Raw genomic sequence first — 19,651 nt, 5'->3', positions numbered from 1 at the left:
TCTGATTTTACAAAAGCGCCTGGAAAGGCTAATCATTCTATTCCTCAATTAATTGCATAAGTTATTCTTATTGATTTTTTTGCGACCTGTTAATCACCAACCGAGTCTTTATGAAACTTAAATCTTTACTGATTACCCTATTTTTATTTTCAATCGCCCTTACCACTTTCTCTCAAAAACTTACCATTACTGCTAATCATTCGGATGCAAAATTTTACATGCTGAATGATTTAGATAATTCTCCAGTAGCAGAAATAGGTACCGGTGTGATCGAATTGAAACTGGATAAAAACAGCCGAAACAGGATTATGGTAGCAAAAACGGGTTATGAGCCTGTAATAAAAGAATACCCGAAATCCATAAAATGGGATAAAACCCAAACGGTTTCCCTGGAGAATAGAATGGTGGAAATAACCACTGAACCTTACGATGCCGAAATCTATGTGGACGGCCGAATGGTAGGTTCTAAGCAAATCAACCTGATAGTAGGAAAAGGAAGGTTTTTAAATGTAGAAATCAGAAAACCAGGATTCGCACCTGAATCCAAAACCTACTACAACTCCCCAGATCGTGAAACCCCTCCGGTCAAAGATTATTTCGAATTAAAGGATAGACAAGTTCGGCTAGAAGTAATCCCAGCAGATGGAAATGTATCTGTAAATGGTGTCACAGTTGGGAAAGGGAATCAAGATGTGAGAGTACCACTAGGTGATTGCGTAACCGTAAATGTCACTAAGGATGGTTTTGTAGAATACACCAAGGTATTTTGTAATAAACCTGATACGGATCCAGAACCACCCATCAGAGAATCCGCAAGACTTGAAGATCGATTGGTTCAAATCACTTCTCAGCCAGATGATGCCGCAATTGAAATCGCAGGTAAGCGAGTAGGTGTTGGTTCTTACGACTTGAAGGTACCAAAGAACGCTTGCGTTGAGGTAAGAATTTCCAAAGAAGGATATATCCGATACGTGAAAAATTATTGTAATCAGGACAATATGCAGGAACCACCCTCAACTGATTTTATAGAAATGGCAATAGATGAGGCCTACTCTTCTTCGGTATCTTCCGATCTTGCCAATGTTCGGATCACTGTTCCTGTTAACACAGATTTTTCAGCTGAAGAGGCTTGGAGAATTTTAAGTTCTATAGTGACCCGATACTTTGATATTCTGGAGACCGTAGACTTCAATACTGGATATCTTACAACTTCCTGGCAGGTAGAAAATTTCCAATCTTCCATTATCCGAACAAGAGTAATCGTAAGTAGTGGTGGAAATTCAGACCAGCTAGCCTATTCAGTCAAACTGATCAGCCAAGAAGCTTTCCTTGACGGACAAAATCAGGTGACAGTCAAAGATGACGAGAAGTTCGAAGATTGGGAACGAATACTTAAAAGGTATGAAGGCCTGATCCAAGAAATTCAAGCCAGACTTCAATAATCTAAAAATACCCCGCCAAACCGGGGTATTTTTTTTGACCTGATCTGGAAGATTTCATCGCCGATTAAAAAAACTTTTTACTAACCCGGAATTTCAAACGATTTCCAAAAAAAACTCCTTCAAACTCTACCTGAAGGGCCTTTGACCCTAGAGTAAACTTTGTATTTTGCCCAATATTGTTTTGAGATTTCATGACTTGATATCTCATTTTCCTTGCCCAAAATACTCCTACTTTAATGTCAAAAGTCAAACTCTCATTTACCCAAATAATCAACATGAACGTTGGTTTTTTTGGGATTCAATACAGCTTTGGGCTTCAGCAAAGTGCCGTCAATCCAATCTATGACATGCTCGGTGCCGCTCCGGATGAGATTCCGATTTTAAATTTGGCGGGTCCCATGACCGGCCTCTTAATCCAACCCATCATAGGAGCCTTAAGTGACAGTACCTGGAGTGATCGCTTTGGCAGAAGAAAACCATTTTTCTTTATCGGAGCGCTCTTCTGCAGCATCTGCCTTTTCTTTTACCCATTTAGCAGTTCTTTATGGATGGCGGCGGGACTTTTATGGGTACTAGATGCAGCAAATAACACTGCCATGGAGCCTTACCGGGCTTTAATTGCGGATGTACTTCCCGACGAACAGTACAGCAAAGGTTTTCTGACCCAGTCTTTTTTCACTGGTTTGGGCATCACACTGGCCAATGTCTCCTTATTCGTGTTCCAAAAATATATTCCAGGAACCCTCGGCTCACTCCCCTATTGGGTTTACGCATCTTTTTTTCTCGGAACCGTCTGTTCGATTGGTTCGGTGCTATGGAGCATAAGTAAAACCCCAGAATACCCTCCTTCACCTGAGGAATTGGAAAAGCTAAAGGAAAGAAATAGAGGACTGCCACATCCCGCCATTCAGTTCTTCCTATCCATCTTCACCTCACTATTCGCATACACTATTCTGGCCTTGCTTCTGATCCCATCGATTTTTGATCGAAAGGTCATACCAAAAACCATTAAATGGGCTGAGGATCACCCTACGGCAAAAGTACTTTTTGCTCAAAATCTTGAGATTGTCGAGGCGATTACTGAGATGCCCAAAGTCATGTGGCAGCTATCCTTGGTTTATCTTTTCCAGTGGTATGCCTTATTCTGCTATTGGCAAAATGCAGCAAAAAGTATCGCTCAATCCGTATGGAATACCAGTCCATCTGATAACCCGACCTTGTATGAAGAAGCAGTAGGTTGGACAGGTCTGGTGAATGGTTGGTATAATATTGTGACCTTTCTTTCAGCCTTCTATCTGGCACGGATGGCAAATCGGTTCGGACCAAAAAATGTTCATTTTGTCTGTCTTATTCTAGCAGGTATTGGACTATTGGCCTTTCCATTTATTGAAGACAAATACTTATTGTTTGCCCCAATGACAGGTTTTGGAATAGCTTGGGCAAGTATGATGGGAGTTCCATATCTCATTGTGGTCAATGATATTCCAAAGGAAAGATATGGGGTCTACATGGGTGTGATTAATATGATGATCGTGATCCCTATGATTTTGCAAACGCTCACTTTCGGATACATTTCCAAGTCTTTCCTTCAAAATGATCCCGGTCTCGCTATTGGCTTTGCCGGAGGACTTTTGCTCATCGCCTCCTTGGCTACTCTTAGAATTAAACCAACAAAAGAAGAACCCGGTCAAGCATTGAGAGGATAAGATAGACCGAATTAAAGTACCCTTGAATCATGATTGAATCTCTCGAAAAAATTAATGCCTCAGCAGACCCGCAGTTCGATGAGCGGCTAAGCAAGGCTTTGCCTATCCTTGAAAGCCTGTTTAAAAAAATATATCCCGGTGATGAATCGGATGTTCACCTTCTGGAATTATTAAAAAGGTTAGCCAAGGCTAGAAAGGATCGCCCATCTTACCTTAAGCAAGAGGACAATCGGAAGTCTACAGATTGGTTCCTGAGCAATGAACTATGTGGGATGAGCCTTTATGTAGACCGCTTTTATGGAAGCCTTTCAAAAATGTCTTCTAAGCTTGATTATTTAGAAGAACTAGGCGTGAATCTCTTACATTTAATGCCTCTTTTTGAAAGTCCTGAAGGAGAAAGCGATGGTGGCTACGCAGTTTCGAACTATCGAAAAGTTGATCCAAAATTTGGTACCCTAGAAGAGCTCAAAGCCCTTCAGAAAAAGATGCATTCTAAAGGGATGTATCTCATGCTTGATATTGTTCTCAACCACACTTCCCATCATCATGAATGGGCTCATAAAGCGCGAAAGGGAGAAAAAGAATTCCAAGACTATTATTACATGTATGATAATCGCTGGATTCCCAATCAATTCGAAGAATCTATGCCCGAGATCTTTCCTGAAAGCTCTCCGGGAAATTTCACATATGTGGAAGAATGTAATAAGTGGGTGATGACGGTATTTCATGATTACCAATGGGATCTGAATTTTATGAACCCGAGGGTTTTGACGGAAATGGTTGACAACGTTCTCTTTTATGCGAACCTTGGAGTGGATATCCTCAGAATTGATGCACCTGCATTTATTTGGAAGGAAACGGGAACATCCTCGCAAAACCTCCCACAGGTACACACTCTATTACAGCTCATTAAGCAATGTGTGAAAATAGTGAGCCCCGGAATGGCTTTGCTCGGAGAGGCCATCGTCACCCCAAAAGAAATCATGAAGTACTTTGGGACTGAAGATTTCCTAGCCAAAGAATGTGATTTTGCATATAACGCCACTCATATGGCTCTTTCATGGGATATGTTGGCCACTTCTGAGACCATGGTGATGCTGGCAGGACAATATGATATTTTGCAGAAACCTGAAGGGACCTCCTGGATTAATTATACACGTTGTCATGATGACATTGGCTTAGGCTTCGCTGATCAATCTATTTTGGATTCAAACAAAGATCCACACGCTCATAGGAACTACTTGAAGGATTATTTTTCAGGGGTGTTTCAAAATAGTCCTTCCCGAGGAGCCCTTTTTTCCTCAAATCCAAAAACGGGTGATGCAAGAATCAGTGGTACCCTTGCTTCCCTTTGTGGTCTTGAATGTGCAATAGAATCTCAGGACCAGAAATCCATAGACCTATCTATTTCTAAAATCCTTTTGATGCAAGCACATTCTATGTTCCTTGGAGGTCTTCCAATGCTTTTCTATGGAGATGAAATTGGTTACACAAACGATTACTCCTTTCAGCTAGACCCTGCAAAAAGTTATGACAATCGCTGGATGCATCGACCAAAAATCGATTGGGGAAAAGTTGAAAAACGTAAAGAATCCGGGACTATAGAGAATCTGGTTTTTTCTCAAACCAAAAAACTCATTCAAATTAGGAAGAGTCTTCCCGTCATTTCAGACCACAGTAATTTGGAATGGATGAGCCCACATAATATCCATGTGGCTGGATATATTCGGAAGTCAGAAGCCGAAAAATTTATAGGTGTATTCAACTTTTCGGACCAAGAAGCCAATCTCACCTGGTACGCTTTCCGTGAAAAAGGTATTGTCAATGTCAGCTTAAAAGACCACTGGTCCGGAGAAAAATTCTTGGTGGGTCGGGACAATGAACATTTAAGTGTTCAGCCCTATGGATTTTATCTTTTTGAAGTGGAGTTGAATTAGTATCGTCTTGAGGAATCTCTGACTACCAATTCGGTTGGAATAATATGGGTTTCATCCTTTCCAATCTTCCCGCTCTTCAAAAGATCAATAAGAATTTGGCAGGCCTTTTCACCCATTTTAAAGGCATGTTGGTCCACAGAGCTTAAAGCGGGTGTCACAAAATTGGCCATATTCCAGTTGCTAAAGCCAATTAACCCTACGTCATCTGGGATTTTCTTGCCAGTCTCTTTGAGAAACTTCATAGATCCCATGGCTACTAAATCCGTGATGCAAAAAATCGAGTCTGGAGGGTTGGGCAGCTGCATCAGTTGCCGGGTGAACTCAAATCCTTCCTCTTCCGAAATATCCTTGCAGTGAATGATAAAGTCCTCCCTTATTTCCAATCCAGAATCTGTAAGAGCCTGTTTATACCCTCTTAATCTTTCTGCAGAATTTTTAACGGTCGAAAACCCATTAAGATGTGCGATCGATCTGTACCCTTGCTCAATAAGATGTGTTACCGCATTGTAAGCTCCTTGAAAATCATCCACGATAACCTTTGGGGTGGGAAGCTCTTCAAGAACTTTATCAAATTGAACCACTGGCCTTCCTTCTTCGAGAAGTTCATTTAAGTGTTCACCATTGATTGTTTGATTGGAAAGAGATATCAGTATTCCATCCACACTACTGGCTATCATGGTCCGTGCGGCATAGACTTCATTGCTCAGTAATTCATCTGTTTGACTCACCAAGACTGTATATCCTCTTTTTTTGGCTTCCGCCAAAGCTCCACTAATTGCTGATGAGAAAAAGTAATGAACCAGTTCCGGAACTATCAAGCCCAAGGTTAAGGTCTTGTTTTTCCTGAAATTGACAGCCATAGTATTAGGAACATAATTATGCTTTGCTGCATAATCCTTAACAAGCTTGATGGTATCATCCGAAATACCGGAGTAAGAATTAAGGGCACGGGATGCTGTGGAAACAGAAATCCCAAGGTTTTTAGCAATATCCTTTAGCGTAATCCTCTTTTTCTCAGACATGAGCAGAAATTAGTTTAACAAAATAGAGATTTAGCAAAAAACTCAGCCATAAAAAAAGGGGCAAAGCCCCTTAATATCGATAAATAATTTATCAGAAACTATTCTTAATCTCTTTGTTCTTGATCACGTATCCAACTGAAATATAGAACATGTTACTGCTTGTTGGATTAAAGTCTAACCCGTCTATATTTAGCATCTGATTCTCCGTCAGGTAATCATTTAGATAGTACTTGAAGCGAATGAAGTTTCCTTCTTTTCCGACTACTTCCACGAAAACTGAAGGTTGGAAAATTTCTACCCTGTCATCAAACCAAGAGCTCGATTTCCTCTTTTCACCATTCACATACACTTTCTGCTTGTAGGCGAAAGCAAACTCAGCTTCAAAGCCACCACTAAATCTCCATCCCTCAACATCCCCAACTTTAAAAGCAATGGGAATACCTAGGTTGTATGTTCTTTGCTTTACCCTAATTTCATCCTCTACGGATGGGCCATCAAGATCAGTTATAATACCCACATTTCGGACGTTCAACCCGGTAAATAGTCCAAAGCTATTACTGAAATCAAAGTGTAATTGCTGTCCGAAATTGAAAAACGGCGTAAACCTGGCAACCGTACCGGTATTCAAGGGTTCTGCTTCAACCATTCCAAAAGACAAAATCGTCTCACCGGTAGAGGCGGTGTAAATATTAGTCCCTTTTCCAGAGTCTTGAGCGAAAGATGCCTGTACGAAGAAAAGCACTAAAAAACCAAGTAGTATTTTTTTCATATTTAATTTGATTTAAAAAGGAGTTACAAGATGCTAAAAAGACAGTTTAAATAAAAAATCCTCTTCTAAAAAAAGAGGATTATTTGGTAGCCCCGGCAAGAATCGAACTTGCATCTAAAGTTTAGGAAACTTCTATTCTATCCATTGAACTACGGGGCCAATTTTCTCAACCGTTATCATTGCACCAATATTGAGAAAATCTCTTCCATTTTATCCCCGTCCGAATGGGTTCATCCAGACGGGCATTGAACTAAGGGGCCAAACGGACAAGTAATTCCAGAATTCAAGATTAAAGAAAAGCCTTTGACACTCCAAATAATTTTAAATCAACTTATGGCAATACAAGTATTTACCCTATCTTTGCACTCCAAAATTAGGATGGACGTGATCCATCCACTAACTAAATACATTTAATTATATGTCAGTAAAAATCAGATTAGCACGACGAGGTAGAAAGAAAATGGCTATCTACGACGTGGTTGTCGCTGATGCGAGAGCTCCACGAGATGGACGCTTCATCGAAAAGATTGGGACATACAATCCCAACACAGACCCTGCTTCTATCAACATCAACAATGAGCGCGCTCTTAAATGGTTGTTGAACGGAGCTCAGCCAACAGACACCGTGAAAGCAATGCTTTCTTATAGAGGTGTAATGCTGAAAAAGCACCTTCAGGTAGGTGTATTGAAAGGAGCCATCACTCAAGAACAAGCAGATGCTAAGTTTGAGGCATGGTTAAATGAGAAAGAGGCTAAAATCGCAGGAAAAGCTGAAAGCATTCAGAAAACCAAGCAAGATCTTCGTGATAAAGCTTTGGCAGCTGAAGCCGCTAAGAACCAGGCGAGATTGGATGCTATCAAAGCTAGAGAGGAAGAAGCTCAGGCCGCTATTGCTGCTGAGGAAGCCGCTGCCGCTGCAGAGGCCGGAGATGTCGAAGCTCCTGTAGAAGAAGCTCCAGCTGAAAAAGCAGAAGCCACTGAAACCACTGAAGAAAAGGTTGAAGAGACTCCAGCTGAAGAACCAGTTAAAGATGAAGCTCCAGTAGCTGAAGCTGAAGAGGCTAAAGCTGAAGAGCCAGCTGCAGAAGAAACTCCTGCAGAAGAGCCTGCAAAAGAAGAAGCTCCAAAAGCATCTTCTGAAGACGAGGATAAGGCGAAAGCTTAATAAATATAAGGTCATGAACAAAGACCAATGTTTTCAAATAGGATACATTTCTAAAGTTCATGGTCTTCAAGGTGAAGTAGTAATTGTATTGGATGTTGATTATCCTGAAGAATATGAAGACATCCAGCACTTGTTCATCGAACAGAAATCCAGGCTAATACCCTACTTTCTTGAGCACTTTGTGCTACAGCCGGGAAATAAAGTGTTAGCGAAGTTTGAAGAGCTTGATCGGGTGGAAGATGTGAGTCCTTTAGTAGGCTCAGAATTATTTCTCCCAATTACAGAGCTCCCAAAGCTGGACGATGATCAATATTACTTTCATGAATTAATCGGATTTGAGGTCATAGATGAGACCAAGGGTTCGATAGGGAATGTGGAACAAATTTATGATCTGCAAACCCAAGACCTCCTCGGGGTCACACATATGGAAAAGGAAGTCCTGATCCCAATTCAGGATGGAATTATTCAGAAAGTGGATAAGACAGAGAAGAAAGTTCACTGTCGGCTTCCCGAAGGATTACTTGACATTTATTTGGAAGACTGAGGATGCACATTGATATAATCAGCGTAGTTCCCGATCTACTGGCAAGCCCCTTTTCTCACTCGATTTTAAAAAGAGCAGAGGACAAAGGAATAGCTACGGTCAGGACTCATAACTTACGCGATTATGCCACCGGTAAACAGAAGCAGGTCGACGATTATGCTTTTGGCGGGGGTGCAGGAATGGTCATGATGATTGAGCCGATTGCTCGCTGTATCGAATCTCTCAGGAAGGATCGTGAATATGATGAAATCATATACATGACTCCTGATGGAGAAAAATTTGATCAGGGAATGGCGAATTCACTTTCACTCAAAAAAAATCTATTGATCCTTTGTGGACATTACAAAGGCGTGGATGAAAGAGTGAGAGAGAAATTTATCACAAAAGAGATCAGCATTGGAGACTTTGTCCTCTCTGGAGGAGAAATCGCTGCAGCAGTAGTTGCAGATGCTGTGATCAGACTAATTCCTGGAGTACTCAATGATGAAACTTCAGCACTTACAGATTCTTTTCAGGATGATCTCCTGGCTCCACCGGTCTATACCCGGCCTTCAGAATACGAAGGAATGAAAGTTCCCGATGTATTGCTATCAGGACATGAAGCCAGGATTAATGAATGGAGGTTTGAAGCATCGGTACGCCGGACAAGAGAACGAAGACCAGACCTTATGGAAAAGTCTGATTCTCACACGGAGGATAGCGAGTCAAAAAATAATTGAATAAGCCACGTGTTGGCCAAACAGCGAAAGCATAAAATATAAAAGCTATGAGCGATCTAATTAAAATAGTAGAAGAGGAATTCAACGAGGTTAGAGCCAAATTCCCTTCTTTCAAGGCTGGAGATACAGTGAATGTTCACGTTCGTATTAAGGAAGGCAATAAGGAGCGTATCCAGCAGTTTCAGGGTACAGTAATCCAAAGAAGAAACCCTAACTCTAACGGAGAAACTTTCACAGTTAGAAAGATTTCTAACGGTATCGGAGTGGAACGTATATTCCCTATCCTTTCTCCATCTATAGAGAAAATTGATCTATTGAGACAAGGTAGAGTAAGAAGAGCAAGACTTTTCTACCTAAGAGGCCGCCAAGGAAAGGCTGCTCGTATCAAGGAGAAGATCAGAGTGAAGCACTAAGCTTTCACTTAAGTAAAGTAAAAAGGGAGCCCGTGATATCCGAGCTCCCTTTTTTACGCTTAAAACTGAGAAAATAACCTTGCTAAAAACTATTTCCTTTTATTTCTCCCCCTCTCACCACCGGGTCCGGATTTCTTTTTCTTCCTATTGGCGAAAAACTCCTGTCGCCTTCTATTTTTTTCTTTCTCAAACTCCTTTCTTTCTGCAGCTGACATAGGTTTATCGGTTTGTGGGAAGGGATTCTTTTCGATAACCTCGATTTTTTTCTTGATTAGCTTTTCGATATCACGAATGAACGCATTCTCCTCTGGTTCCGAAATAGAAATCGCCACCCCAGCAGCACCTGCACGACCTGACCGTCCTATCCGATGAACATAGGTTTCGGCAATATTTGGAATATCATAGTTGATTACATACTGTAGGTCATCGATGTCAATACCACGGGCCGCTATATCGGTAGCCACGAGCACTCTTATCTGCCCATCCTTAAATTGCTGAAGGGCCTTTTGCCTCTGATTCTGGCTCTTATCTCCGTGAATTGCAGCGGATTTGATTTTTTCATCCCTCAGGTATCGATTGACCCTGTCTGACCCGTGCTTTGTTTTTGCAAAAATCAAAACCTGATCCATTTCTTGATCTTCCAATACATGTAAGAGCAGGTTCTTCTTAGTGGATTTATTGGTGTAATAAAGAAACTGATTAATTGTTGCCGCTGTGGAAGAAACCGGATTGACCTCTACTTTTTTGGGATGGTTGAGAATTTTCCTAGAAAGGTCAAGAATATTATCAGGCATGGTCGCTGAAAAGAACAACGATTGTCTCCTTGAAGGCAGTTTAGCAATGATCTTTTTAATGTCATGTATGAACCCCATGTCCAACATTCGGTCCGCTTCATCTAAAACAAAGTATCGGATATCATTTAGACTTATGAAGCCTTGATTCATTAAATCCAAAAGTCTTCCTGGGGTAGCTACGAGAATGTCTACTCCCTTCTTCAAAGCATCTATTTGCTTTGACTGATTAACTCCTCCAAAAATCACCGTATTCCGAATCCTTGTATGTCTTCCATAAGTGGAAAGGCTTTCACCAATTTGGATGGCCAGTTCCCGAGTAGGAGTAACAATTAAACCTTGAATTTTACTTTGTCTTTGATCTCCTTTCTTTCCAAGGTGGAGATGCTGTATGATGGGAATGGAAAAAGCTGCTGTCTTTCCGGTACCGGTCTGTGCACTACCTAGCACATCCTCTCCTGCCAATACCATAGGAATAGCTCTTTCCTGGATAGCTGTTGGTTTTGTGTAGCCTTCTTCCCGGACTGCTTGCAAAATGGGCTCAATAATCTCTAAATCTTCAAATCTCATATATTCTTTCTTAAATGGCCTTTGCGCGGGTCTCTTTTCTCAATCCTTTATGCAGGGCATTTGCAAAGCTAAGGGACTATTCTTGTGAATCTTAGTAAATCACTTTTTATCAGCCCGGGATTAAGCTTATTTATGAGTTAGGCTCAATTCATAAGCAGAAGGTCGATAAAAAGGGTTCTTTCCGCCAGCTTTACTTATCTTTGCAGCTTTGTTCAAAGAATCAAAAACTACCTGCCTTACGGCATATTTTCACTATGACCCAAGAAGTTCGAGTACGATTTGCCCCTTCTCCTACCGGTCCACTACATATCGGTGGAGTCCGCACTGCTTTATACAACTATCTCTTTGCCCATAAAATGGGCGGAAAATTTATAGTCCGAATAGAAGATACAGACCAAGCGAGGTTCGTTCCCGGTGCTGAAGAGTACATCAAAGAATCCTTAGACTGGCTAGATATTCAGGCAGATGAAAGTCCATGGCAACCAGGCGAAACCGGGCCATACAGACAGTCTGAAAGAAAGCCCGACTACATGCAATATGCCCTCGATCTGGTGAAAAAAGGTCATGCCTACTATGCCTTCGACACCCCAGAAGATCTTGAGGCGATGAGGGAGCGGCTGACTGCAGCTAGGGTGGTTCAGCCACAATATAATAACATCACCAGGACCCAGATGAAAAACTCCCTCACCTTACCTGAAGATGAGGTTGAACGAAGATTGGCATCAGGGGAACCGTACGTTATCAGAGTGAAAATCCCTCGTCAGGAAGAAGTAAGGCTTAAGGACTTGATCCGAGGCTGGGTAGTCGTTCATACGTCCACGCTTGATGACAAGGTTTTGATGAAGTCAGATGGTATGCCCACTTACCATTTAGCCAATATTGTGGATGATCACTTGATGGGAATAACCCATGTGATTCGTGGGGAAGAATGGCTCCCTTCTGCTCCTCTTCATGTTTTACTATACCGTTATTTGGGATGGGAAAACAGTATGCCTGAATTTGCACATTTGCCACTATTGCTAAAGCCAGATGGCAATGGCAAACTGTCTAAAAGAGATGGTGATAAATTAGGTTTCCCTGTTTTCCCTCTGGACTGGAAAAATCAAAAAGATGGCTCATCGGCACCAGGGTTTAGAGAGCAGGGGTATTTACCAGAGGCTTTGTTAAACTTTCTGGCATTTCTAGGCTGGAACCCAGGTGATGAGCGTGAGCTTTTCACAAAGGAAGAGCTTATTGAGGCCTTTTCTTTGGAGAGAATTGGTAAATCAGGAACTAAGTTCGACATAGAAAAAGCGAAATGGTACAATGAGCAGTATCTCAAAAAAATGGATAATGAGGTCCTCGCCAAGTACATCATAGACGATGCGAAAAAGGATGGTTTTGATATTTCCGTAGAGCTTGCCTCGGCTGCTGCATCTCTAAACAAAGAAAGGGTAACTTTTCCTCAGGAGCTGTGGGAAGCCAGTAAATTACTTGTTATTGCTCCAAAGACCTTCGACGAGAAGGTTGCCACCAAAAGATGGAATCAGGATGCCATAAAAGTTTTAAATAAGTATGTAGAAAAGCTTTCGGGCTACCACGGAGTGTTCAATTCTGAAACTGCAAAAGAGCTTCTTAACTCATCAGCAGAAATTGAAGAGATCAAACTCGGAAAAGTGATGCAGGCGGTCAGACTTGCCGTTACAGGTTTAGGTGCCGGACCTGATTTGATGCAGGTTTTTAGTATTTTAGGGAAAGAGGAAGTAAAAAACCGAATCAATTTTGCTCTGCAAGAGTTAAAACCTATAGACTAATCGAGTGATGGCAAAAAAGAAAAAAGCAAAAAAAGATAACCCAAAGGTCCATGAGGAACTAGAGGGCTTCAAAATGGAAATCAATTCATTTGGAGAAATTTCATCCTCATTCCCAGTGGATAAAATCAATGAATTCCTGAATAAAAAGGTAGAGGATAAAAAATTAAAAGACAGGGATGATATCGATGACCTGAAAAAGGATAAAGATGAATAGACCTCTCTGATTTCATTATCAATTGCTCCCTGAACGGGAGCTTTTTTTAAATATTGAATGGTTAAAGCGTGGCTTTGCAATTCAAACTCATTTTTGATTATTCAATCCTGCCAAAAATTGGAAAAAGTTTGAGGTATTTTTGGGTTTGAAAAACCCTATAAGGAAAATTCCGATTAAACATTTAATTGCATAAAAAATCTAACCTTAAACTCCTTAATGAAAAAAGCTCTATTCTCATTCACTCTTTTTTTTGGAGTTTTGCTTACTGCTTTTGCCCAAACTGCCATTGTCAAAGGTTTGGTCACCGATGCTGAAACAGGGGAAACACTTCCTTTTTGCAATGTTTTCGTAAATAACACCACCATGAGCACAGCTACAGAGATGGATGGAACTTATGTTCTCTCTGGATTAGAGCCTGGCACATTTGAGATAGGATTTTCATTTTTGGGCTATGTGGCCGAAACCAAAACTGTAACTCTGAGCCCTGGAGGGGAATTGACACTTAACCTAAAAATGGAGCCTTATGTATCTGAGCTTAGCGATGTGGAAATCAAGGCATCCAGAGACAAAGCCTGGGAGCGTGACTTAAGGAAATTTGAAAACCTTTTTCTTGGAAATGATCCCATCGCCAAAGAATCTGAAATATTGAATCCATGGGTAATTGATTTCCCAGAGCCAGAAGAAAAAGGAAACTTTACAGCCTCCTCCCAACAACCATTGGAAATCATAAATAACCATTTGGGTTATAAAGTCATTTTTGACCTCAAGGAATTTTATCAATCTCGAACCAATTCCAAAATCGCAGGACCTGCCAGGTTCGAGGAGCTGGTACCAGTCTCCGATGTACAAAAAGCTACTTGGGACCAAAATAGAGCAGAGGCCTACCGGAAGTCTCCTATGAATATGTTTAGGTCCATAGTCAAAGGTGAGCAGGAAAAGGAAGGCTTTTTTCTATATGGAGATAAACCTGGCGGGTCTCCAAGCATGAATATGCGCTCAGACATTTTTGCTAATGAACTCGGGAATTCAGTGATCCCTTATGAATCAGACCAATTAGTTAAAGCCGCTGATAAGCCAGGTGAATACCTAATTCATTTAAAAGGACGAATAGAAATTCATTACCAAAAAGGTTATTCACAGGTCAACACCTATGCAGATGCCCCCTATCCAGTTTCATGGCTCGAAGTGGCCGGAGAATATGTAAGGGTAAAAGAAAACGGATTCATTTTGAACCCAGATAAGCTTGTGTTCTCCGGAGATATGGAAAGAAAGCGAATTTCTACCCTTCTCCCATTGGATTACGATGCTGAGAAAGCCATTCTGCTCCAGAATCTACAAAAGACAGCTCAAAATTATCAGGAGAAAATCTATTTGCACACTGACAAGCCATACTACTATGCCGGAGATGCAATTTTCTTCAAAGGCTACTTAAACTATGGGAACCCTTACCTGAGAAATGAGCTGAGCAAAGTACTCCATGTAGAGCTGGTGGATGCAGATCGAAATGCCGTCTTAACTAAAAAGTTTCAAATACGGGATGGTTTGGTTTATGGGAATTTTTATCTCCCAACAGACTTAGAGAAAGAAAAGTATTTTCTGCGGGCGTACACAAACTGGTCAAGAAACTATGGTCCTGATCATTACTTTACCACAGCTTTACGAGTTCTCACACCATTTCAGCGGGTAAATGAAAATGAAAAAGCTGACTTTGAAGAGCCCTTCCGTGTACAAGTTTTGACGGATCAGCAGAGTTATTCACCAAGAGAGAAGGTGACTCTCTCAGTTAAGATTTTTAACAAGGAAGGTAGGCCTGTTCCCTCCACATTGTCCATTTCAATCACAGATCAAACTCAAATAGTACCTGTCAGCCAAGGCAATGATATCAAGAGCGCTTTGGAACTTGCGGAAATTCCAGAAACTATGGGATTAGACAGATTCTCTTATCCGGTCGAAGTAAACTTAAAAGAAGGTTGGACACTAATTGATCGAAAGGATAAGCCCACCTCTGGAGAAATTGTTGCTTTTGTCAATGATTTTGAAGGTATGGTAAACCTCGAAGCAAATCGAGAAGGGGAGTTTTATATGGAGGGAATGGAGTTTTATGGAACCATGAAATTGGCTATGCAAGCGTCGGATGGAAAAGGTAGACCTGTGAAAAAAATTACAAAAATGTTACCCTCCAGACCTCCTATGTCTTTCCCTAAGGACATAAATTTTCCGGAAACAAAGGTCGTGGAAGAGCCAATTAGGCCTCTTTTGGAAGAAGAGGAATTTGAAGAGCTGGAGGAAATAGTCGTTGAAGAAGAGGCAGAGGTAGAAAGCAAAGCTTTATATGGAAAACCAACCTATGTAGTTAAAGGCGAAGATCTTTTTGGTCAAGGAAGTACCTCAGATCTTGTGAACAGTTTGGCAGGAAATGTACCTGGGATGAGGGTGACCATTGCCGGAGCTAGTGGCCGGCAGCAGATTAGAATTCGAGGCGGAGCAAGCTCAATTCAAGGCCCTATGGAACCCCTGGTGATGTTGAATGGAAGTGTGATGGTAACCTCCCCAAGTAGCACTGCCGCTGATAATCTTAGGAGTATCAACCCATTTGATATCGATAGAGTGGAAGTGGTTTCGAGGGTCGTTTCCATGCTTGGAGATGAGGGGAGAAATGGTGTGATCGCGGTTTATCTAAAAGAGTATGACCCCAATGCCCCCTCACCTCTGGGGGAGCAAAATGATGGAGACTTTGCTGAATTTGAGATTGAGGGATTTGAAGCGCCTATCGACTTTTATGAATTGGACTATGAGCAGGAGCCTCAAAAAGATATCGAAGATAAACGCCAAACTTTATTTTGGAACCCCTATCTGGTTACCGATGAAAATGGCCAGGTATCAGTTTCCTTTTACACCAATGAGATAGCTGGGCCAATGACTGTTTCAGTAAGGGGCCTGGGACTAGATGGAATTCCTATCTCAGGAACTTTTACAATCAATCCTAATTAATTGTAGCAGCGTGTAGCTTTTATGTACTTTTGAGCATGGTAAAAAGCTTTGTCAGCCTTTTTCTCTTCTTTCTTATAGGCATTGCTTCTGCCCAGACCAGTGTGGGAATTCGTGGAGGAATTGCTTCGTCCACTTATAATTACCTCCCAACCGCCGGAACCAGAAGTGTAGAAGTACCTGGTCTTGGAGGCCCCACTTTTGCCTTGGTAATCGAACATTTCAACACAAAAAATGCCGGTATTGAGGTGAATATCCAATACCTACCCTCTGGATTCCGACAGAGCACAGATGATGAGTTAAATCCACAGACAAATGAAACTGCGTTGGATTATCTAAAAGTACCGGTTCTTTCCAGCTTTTATATTGGTAAAGGAGGTCGTTTCCAGATCAAATTAGGGCCCCATTTCGGATTTCTACTCAATGCAGAAGATGTTCAAAGAGAGTTTTCAAATACCAATCCACCTGAACTACCTACGTTCGGAGGTACAGATGATAACACCAACAACTTCATGTATGGCCTGACGGGAGGGGCCGGATTATCCAAACTATTTGGAAAAAGTACATTGAGCGCAGAAGCAAGATTTTCTTTCGACTTCACCAATCCGGACTCTAAAAATGACCGTGTATTTGACATGAATTTCACCACACTGGAGTTTACATTGGCCTATCTTTTCCAAATAAGAGAGGGGGAAAAATAGTTTAGTTGCCCGCTAAAATGAGTACGCCCTGAAGGAAAAAATGATCAATTTTTAAAATAATACGTATAAAAGACATTTATTTTGAACATTCCCAAGGTAATTGCTTGTTAGCATATCGATTGGGTAAAACTCATTAAAGATGAAAATTGGAATTGTTTGCTACCCTACCTTTGGAGGTAGTGGAGTGGTAGCTACAGAGCTAGGAATTGGCCTAGCGCGAAATGGACATGAAGTTCACTTCATTACCTACCGGCAACCCACTAGGCTGGATTTCTTCAGTGAAAATTTGTACTATCATGAGGTTGACATTAAGAGTTATCCGCTTTTTGAACATAGGCCCTATGAACTTGCCTTGGCGAGTAAGATGGTAAGTGTAGTGAAATATGAAAAGCTTGATCTTCTACATGTTCATTATGCTATTCCTCATGCTTCAGCTGCCTATATGGCAAAACAAATCCTGAAAACTCAGGGAATAGAAATACCTGTGGTCACTACACTTCATGGGACTGATATCACTCTAGTTGGCAAGGATCCTAGTTACGAACCTGTAGTTACTTTCAGTATTAATAATTCAGATGGAGTAACTGCAGTATCTGAAGACCTAAAAAAGGAAACGCTGGAGCATTTTGAGATAAATAAAGAAATCAAGGTTATTCCCAACTTCATTGATTTGAACCGATTCAAAAAACAAAGGAAAGAGCACTTCAAAACCGCAATCTGTCCTAATGGAGAAAAGCTTCTCGTTCATACTTCGAATTTTAGAAAAGTGAAGCGGGTGGAAGATGTGATCAAGGTATTCTTCGAACTTCGAAAAACCATTCCTGCCAAACTTCTACTCGTGGGTGATGGACCAGAAAGAGAACCCATGGAAAGGCTTTGCCGCCAATTAGGCACCTGTGATGATATCCGATTCCTTGGAAAACTTGAGGCAGTTGAAGAAGTTCTTTCAGTTTCGGATTTATTCTTGATGCCTTCCGAAAAAGAAAGTTTTGGTCTAGCTGCACTTGAAGCTATGGCTTGTGAAGTGCCAGTCATCAGCTCTGATGCTGGAGGAATTCCAGAACTCAATATCAATGGCAAAACTGGTTTTGTTTGTAAGGTTGGGGACGTAGAGGACATGGTGAAAAAATCAGCCGTTATTCTGTCTGAAGAAAACCTTCCAACATTCAAAATGAATGCCCTCGCCCGGGCAAAAGAGTTCGATATAACGAATATTTTACCCAGATACGTGGAGTTTTATCAGGAAACTATCGAGTCTGTTTTGACCAAAGCCTGATCAAAAACAGCTTAATTCTATCGTTTTTATTATCCAGATACCTCAAAAAGCGATATCTTTGTATTGAAAACTATTACCTATTATTCTGATCAAAAGCGGATTAAGATTATGAAGAAGATTGGAAGACTGGAGCGCCCGGATAATTTTGGATCAGCCAAAATGTTTGAAAATCCCATTCTTGAAAGAATCTCCAGAACGCATATATCTATACCTATTACCATGTTTGTGGGCATCAGCTTAGTGCTTGAGTATTATGCGATTACCACCACTGAAATCACATGGTATGTAGGAATTGCTTTATTCCCTTTAGGCTTTTTGGCTTTTACCCTTGTGGAGTATTTGATGCATAAGTATTTCTTTCATATGGAGCCAAATAATCCAATTAAGGACAAGCTTCAATACAGTGTTCATGGTGTACATCACGATTATCCAAAGGATAAAGACCGCCTTGCAATGCCACCATTCGTAAGTGCTGCCTACGCAGCAATTATCTATCTGGTGTTCAACCTGCTCTTAGGTGATTACGCCCTTTATTTCGTTCCAGGATTTTTGTTTGGATATGCAGCATACTTGGGAGTTCATTACGTGGTTCACGCCTATCAGCCACCTAAAAACTTTCTAAAAACCCTTTGGGTAAATCATGCGATTCATCATTATAAAGATCCTGATGTGGCCTTTGGTGTAAGCACCCCGATTTGGGATTACGTCTTTGGCACAATGCCAAAAAAAGAATAAACAAAAACCTCCTTCAAGGAGGTTTTTTTATACTATGAAAAAAATCAGTATCGTCGGTCTTGGTTGGCTTGGCAAAGCTTTAGCAGAAAAACTTTCCTCCGAGGAGTATGATGTCCTAGGTAGTACCACAACCGAAGAAAAAGCAAAAAGCCTGAGTCAGGAAGCCTATTCAGTAGTTACCTTGAAGCTAGCTCCACACCCTACGGGCAAAGGATTCAATAAGCTTTTTGAGGTAGATACCTGTGTAATCACCATTCCTCCGAAGACAAGGTCCCAAAGCCAGGAATTTTACTTTCAGCAACTTACATTTCTTAAAAAACTCATCGATCAATCCAAGGTCAAGCGAGTAATTTTTATTTCCAGTTCCGGGGTTTATCCTAATGAACCCAGAGAAATCCCTTATGATGAAGAGGATGAAATTAATCCTGACAATACAGGGAATCCAGTGATTCTGGAAGCTGAAAGGATTATTTCTGAGAGGCGCTTATATGAACTAAGCATAATTCGATTCGGTGGTCTGATGGGTGGAGGCCGAATCCTGGCCAAATATTTCCAGGGTAGAGAAAATGTGGATGGTGAAGCTAGGGTGAATTATATCCATCAAACTGACGCCGTAAATCTATGCCAATGGATAATTGAGCAAGGACATTGGGAAGAAGTTTTCAATGGAGTAGCCCCAGAACATCCAAATAAAAAATCTATCATCGAAAAGAATCTGAAGGAATTTAACTTCGATCCTCCAAAATCTTATTCTGAATTACACCATGAGACTTTTAGGTTGATTTCTTCTGAAAAGTTGATAGAAATGGGTTTTGAGTTTACCTACCCTGATCCATTATATTTTGATTACAATTCTTGATTTCTTA

General features: G+C 41.1%; 17 protein-coding genes and 1 tRNA gene. 14 read left to right on the top strand and 4 right to left on the bottom strand.

From position 1 onward, the window contains the following. Window positions 1-110 precede the first annotated feature (110 nt). The 3 genes from QVH07_RS12540 to QVH07_RS12530 all read left to right on the top strand — a co-directional run bounded on the left by QVH07_RS12540 (window position 111) and on the right by QVH07_RS12530 (window position 5,085). Entirely contained in the window at window positions 111-1,442 is a 1,332-nt protein-coding gene (locus tag QVH07_RS12540; RefSeq protein WP_290000826.1) for a PEGA domain-containing protein, read from the top strand. A 236-nt stretch (window positions 1,443-1,678) separates the two neighbouring features. Next, window positions 1,679-3,148 carry an MFS transporter gene (locus QVH07_RS12535; RefSeq protein ID WP_290000825.1) on the top strand — a complete coding sequence of 490 codons (1,470 nt, stop codon included), beginning with the start codon at window positions 1,679-1,681 and terminating at the stop codon, window positions 3,146-3,148. Between the two features lie 29 nt (window positions 3,149-3,177). Continuing rightward, window positions 3,178-5,085: an alpha-amylase family glycosyl hydrolase gene (locus QVH07_RS12530; RefSeq protein ID WP_290000824.1), complete on the top strand. Its 1,908-nt coding sequence runs from the start codon at window positions 3,178-3,180 to the stop codon at window positions 5,083-5,085. Here the strand turns inward: QVH07_RS12530 and QVH07_RS12525 are convergent. The 3 genes from QVH07_RS12525 to QVH07_RS12515 form a co-directional block, all read right to left on the bottom strand. Further along, complete coding sequence (locus tag QVH07_RS12525; RefSeq protein ID WP_290000823.1) at window positions 5,082-6,107, bottom strand: LacI family DNA-binding transcriptional regulator; 1,026 nt, start codon at window positions 6,105-6,107, stop codon at window positions 5,082-5,084. The two genes, QVH07_RS12530 and QVH07_RS12525, sit on opposite strands and share 4 nt — an antisense overlap. Window positions 6,108-6,198: 91 nt before the next feature. Then, window positions 6,199-6,876 (bottom strand): hypothetical protein, encoded by a 678-nt coding sequence (locus QVH07_RS12520; RefSeq protein WP_290000822.1) that lies wholly within the window; start codon window positions 6,874-6,876, stop codon window positions 6,199-6,201. Between the two features lie 84 nt (window positions 6,877-6,960). Beyond that, window positions 6,961-7,035, bottom strand: a tRNA-Arg gene (locus QVH07_RS12515). A gap of 259 nt (window positions 7,036-7,294) precedes the next feature. Between QVH07_RS12515 and QVH07_RS12510 the strand changes: the two genes are divergently transcribed. The 4 genes from QVH07_RS12510 to rplS are packed head-to-tail and all read left to right on the top strand — an operon-like array spanning window position 7,295 to window position 9,717. After that, window positions 7,295-8,041, top strand: coding sequence for a 30S ribosomal protein S16 (locus QVH07_RS12510; RefSeq protein ID WP_290000821.1), 747 nt, complete (start codon window positions 7,295-7,297; stop codon window positions 8,039-8,041). Between the two features lie 13 nt (window positions 8,042-8,054). After that, window positions 8,055-8,585: a ribosome maturation factor RimM gene (gene rimM, locus QVH07_RS12505; RefSeq protein WP_290000820.1), complete on the top strand. Its 531-nt coding sequence runs from the start codon at window positions 8,055-8,057 to the stop codon at window positions 8,583-8,585. 2 nt (window positions 8,586-8,587) lie between these two features. After that, window positions 8,588-9,304, top strand: coding sequence for a tRNA (guanosine(37)-N1)-methyltransferase TrmD (gene trmD, locus QVH07_RS12500; protein WP_290000819.1), 717 nt, complete (start codon window positions 8,588-8,590; stop codon window positions 9,302-9,304). Window positions 9,305-9,351: 47 nt separating this feature from the next. Continuing rightward, window positions 9,352-9,717: a 50S ribosomal protein L19 gene (rplS, locus tag QVH07_RS12495; protein WP_290000818.1), complete on the top strand. Its 366-nt coding sequence runs from the start codon at window positions 9,352-9,354 to the stop codon at window positions 9,715-9,717. An 89-nt stretch (window positions 9,718-9,806) separates the two neighbouring features. Here rplS and QVH07_RS12490 read toward each other — a convergent pair whose 3' ends face one another. Continuing rightward, window positions 9,807-11,078, bottom strand: coding sequence for a DEAD/DEAH box helicase (locus QVH07_RS12490; RefSeq protein WP_290000817.1), 1,272 nt, complete (start codon window positions 11,076-11,078; stop codon window positions 9,807-9,809). 254 nt (window positions 11,079-11,332) lie between these two features. On the opposite strand from QVH07_RS12490, the gene gltX reads away from it, so the two are divergent. The 7 genes from gltX to QVH07_RS12455 all read left to right on the top strand — a co-directional run bounded on the left by gltX (window position 11,333) and on the right by QVH07_RS12455 (window position 19,644). Continuing rightward, window positions 11,333-12,871 (top strand): glutamate--tRNA ligase, encoded by a 1,539-nt coding sequence (gene gltX / locus QVH07_RS12485; protein ID WP_290000816.1) that lies wholly within the window; start codon window positions 11,333-11,335, stop codon window positions 12,869-12,871. A gap of 7 nt (window positions 12,872-12,878) precedes the next feature. Next, complete coding sequence (locus tag QVH07_RS12480; RefSeq protein ID WP_290000815.1) at window positions 12,879-13,085, top strand: hypothetical protein; 207 nt, start codon at window positions 12,879-12,881, stop codon at window positions 13,083-13,085. A 216-nt stretch (window positions 13,086-13,301) separates the two neighbouring features. Continuing rightward, window positions 13,302-16,076 carry a TonB-dependent receptor gene (locus tag QVH07_RS12475; RefSeq protein WP_290000814.1) on the top strand — a complete coding sequence of 925 codons (2,775 nt, stop codon included), beginning with the start codon at window positions 13,302-13,304 and terminating at the stop codon, window positions 16,074-16,076. 35 nt (window positions 16,077-16,111) lie between these two features. Next, window positions 16,112-16,774 (top strand): outer membrane beta-barrel protein, encoded by a 663-nt coding sequence (locus QVH07_RS12470; protein WP_290000813.1) that lies wholly within the window; start codon window positions 16,112-16,114, stop codon window positions 16,772-16,774. A gap of 139 nt (window positions 16,775-16,913) precedes the next feature. Next, on the top strand, window positions 16,914-18,050 hold the full coding sequence (gene bshA / locus QVH07_RS12465; protein ID WP_290000812.1) for an N-acetyl-alpha-D-glucosaminyl L-malate synthase BshA: 1,137 nt from the start codon (window positions 16,914-16,916) through the stop codon (window positions 18,048-18,050). Between the two features lie 108 nt (window positions 18,051-18,158). After that, entirely contained in the window at window positions 18,159-18,785 is a 627-nt protein-coding gene (locus QVH07_RS12460; RefSeq protein WP_290000811.1) for a sterol desaturase family protein, read from the top strand. Window positions 18,786-18,819: 34 nt separating this feature from the next. Beyond that, window positions 18,820-19,644 (top strand): NAD-dependent epimerase/dehydratase family protein, encoded by an 825-nt coding sequence (locus tag QVH07_RS12455; RefSeq protein ID WP_290000810.1) that lies wholly within the window; start codon window positions 18,820-18,822, stop codon window positions 19,642-19,644. The last annotated feature ends 7 nt before the right edge of the window (window positions 19,645-19,651 follow it).

Source organism: Algoriphagus sediminis, assembly GCF_030403435.1.
GTDB lineage: Bacteria > Bacteroidota > Bacteroidia > Cytophagales > Cyclobacteriaceae > Algoriphagus > Algoriphagus sediminis.
Note: the sequence above shows the minus strand (reverse complement) of the source record. Positions and strands in the feature narration are given on the sequence as shown.

Bases quoted from the DNA above. Each gene is read 5' to 3' on its own strand.
- QVH07_RS12540 (WP_290000826.1), top strand. From the start codon at position 111: ATGAAACTTAAATCTTTACTGATTACCCTATTTTTATTTTCAATCGCC.
- QVH07_RS12535 (WP_290000825.1), top strand. From the start codon at position 1,679: ATGTCAAAAGTCAAACTCTCATTTACCCAAATAATCAACATGAACGTT.
- QVH07_RS12530 (WP_290000824.1), top strand. From the start codon at position 3,178: ATGATTGAATCTCTCGAAAAAATTAATGCCTCAGCAGACCCGCAGTTC.
- QVH07_RS12525 (WP_290000823.1), bottom strand. From the start codon at position 6,107: ATGTCTGAGAAAAAGAGGATTACGCTAAAGGATATTGCTAAAAACCTT.
- QVH07_RS12520 (WP_290000822.1), bottom strand. From the start codon at position 6,876: ATGAAAAAAATACTACTTGGTTTTTTAGTGCTTTTCTTCGTACAGGCA.
- QVH07_RS12510 (WP_290000821.1), top strand. From the start codon at position 7,295: ATGTCAGTAAAAATCAGATTAGCACGACGAGGTAGAAAGAAAATGGCT.
- rimM (WP_290000820.1), top strand. From the start codon at position 8,055: ATGAACAAAGACCAATGTTTTCAAATAGGATACATTTCTAAAGTTCAT.
- trmD (WP_290000819.1), top strand. From the start codon at position 8,588: ATGCACATTGATATAATCAGCGTAGTTCCCGATCTACTGGCAAGCCCC.
- rplS (WP_290000818.1), top strand. From the start codon at position 9,352: ATGAGCGATCTAATTAAAATAGTAGAAGAGGAATTCAACGAGGTTAGA.
- QVH07_RS12490 (WP_290000817.1), bottom strand. From the start codon at position 11,078: ATGAGATTTGAAGATTTAGAGATTATTGAGCCCATTTTGCAAGCAGTC.
- gltX (WP_290000816.1), top strand. From the start codon at position 11,333: ATGACCCAAGAAGTTCGAGTACGATTTGCCCCTTCTCCTACCGGTCCA.
- QVH07_RS12480 (WP_290000815.1), top strand. From the start codon at position 12,879: ATGGCAAAAAAGAAAAAAGCAAAAAAAGATAACCCAAAGGTCCATGAG.
- QVH07_RS12475 (WP_290000814.1), top strand. From the start codon at position 13,302: ATGAAAAAAGCTCTATTCTCATTCACTCTTTTTTTTGGAGTTTTGCTT.
- QVH07_RS12470 (WP_290000813.1), top strand. From the start codon at position 16,112: ATGGTAAAAAGCTTTGTCAGCCTTTTTCTCTTCTTTCTTATAGGCATT.
- bshA (WP_290000812.1), top strand. From the start codon at position 16,914: ATGAAAATTGGAATTGTTTGCTACCCTACCTTTGGAGGTAGTGGAGTG.
- QVH07_RS12460 (WP_290000811.1), top strand. From the start codon at position 18,159: ATGAAGAAGATTGGAAGACTGGAGCGCCCGGATAATTTTGGATCAGCC.
- QVH07_RS12455 (WP_290000810.1), top strand. From the start codon at position 18,820: ATGAAAAAAATCAGTATCGTCGGTCTTGGTTGGCTTGGCAAAGCTTTA.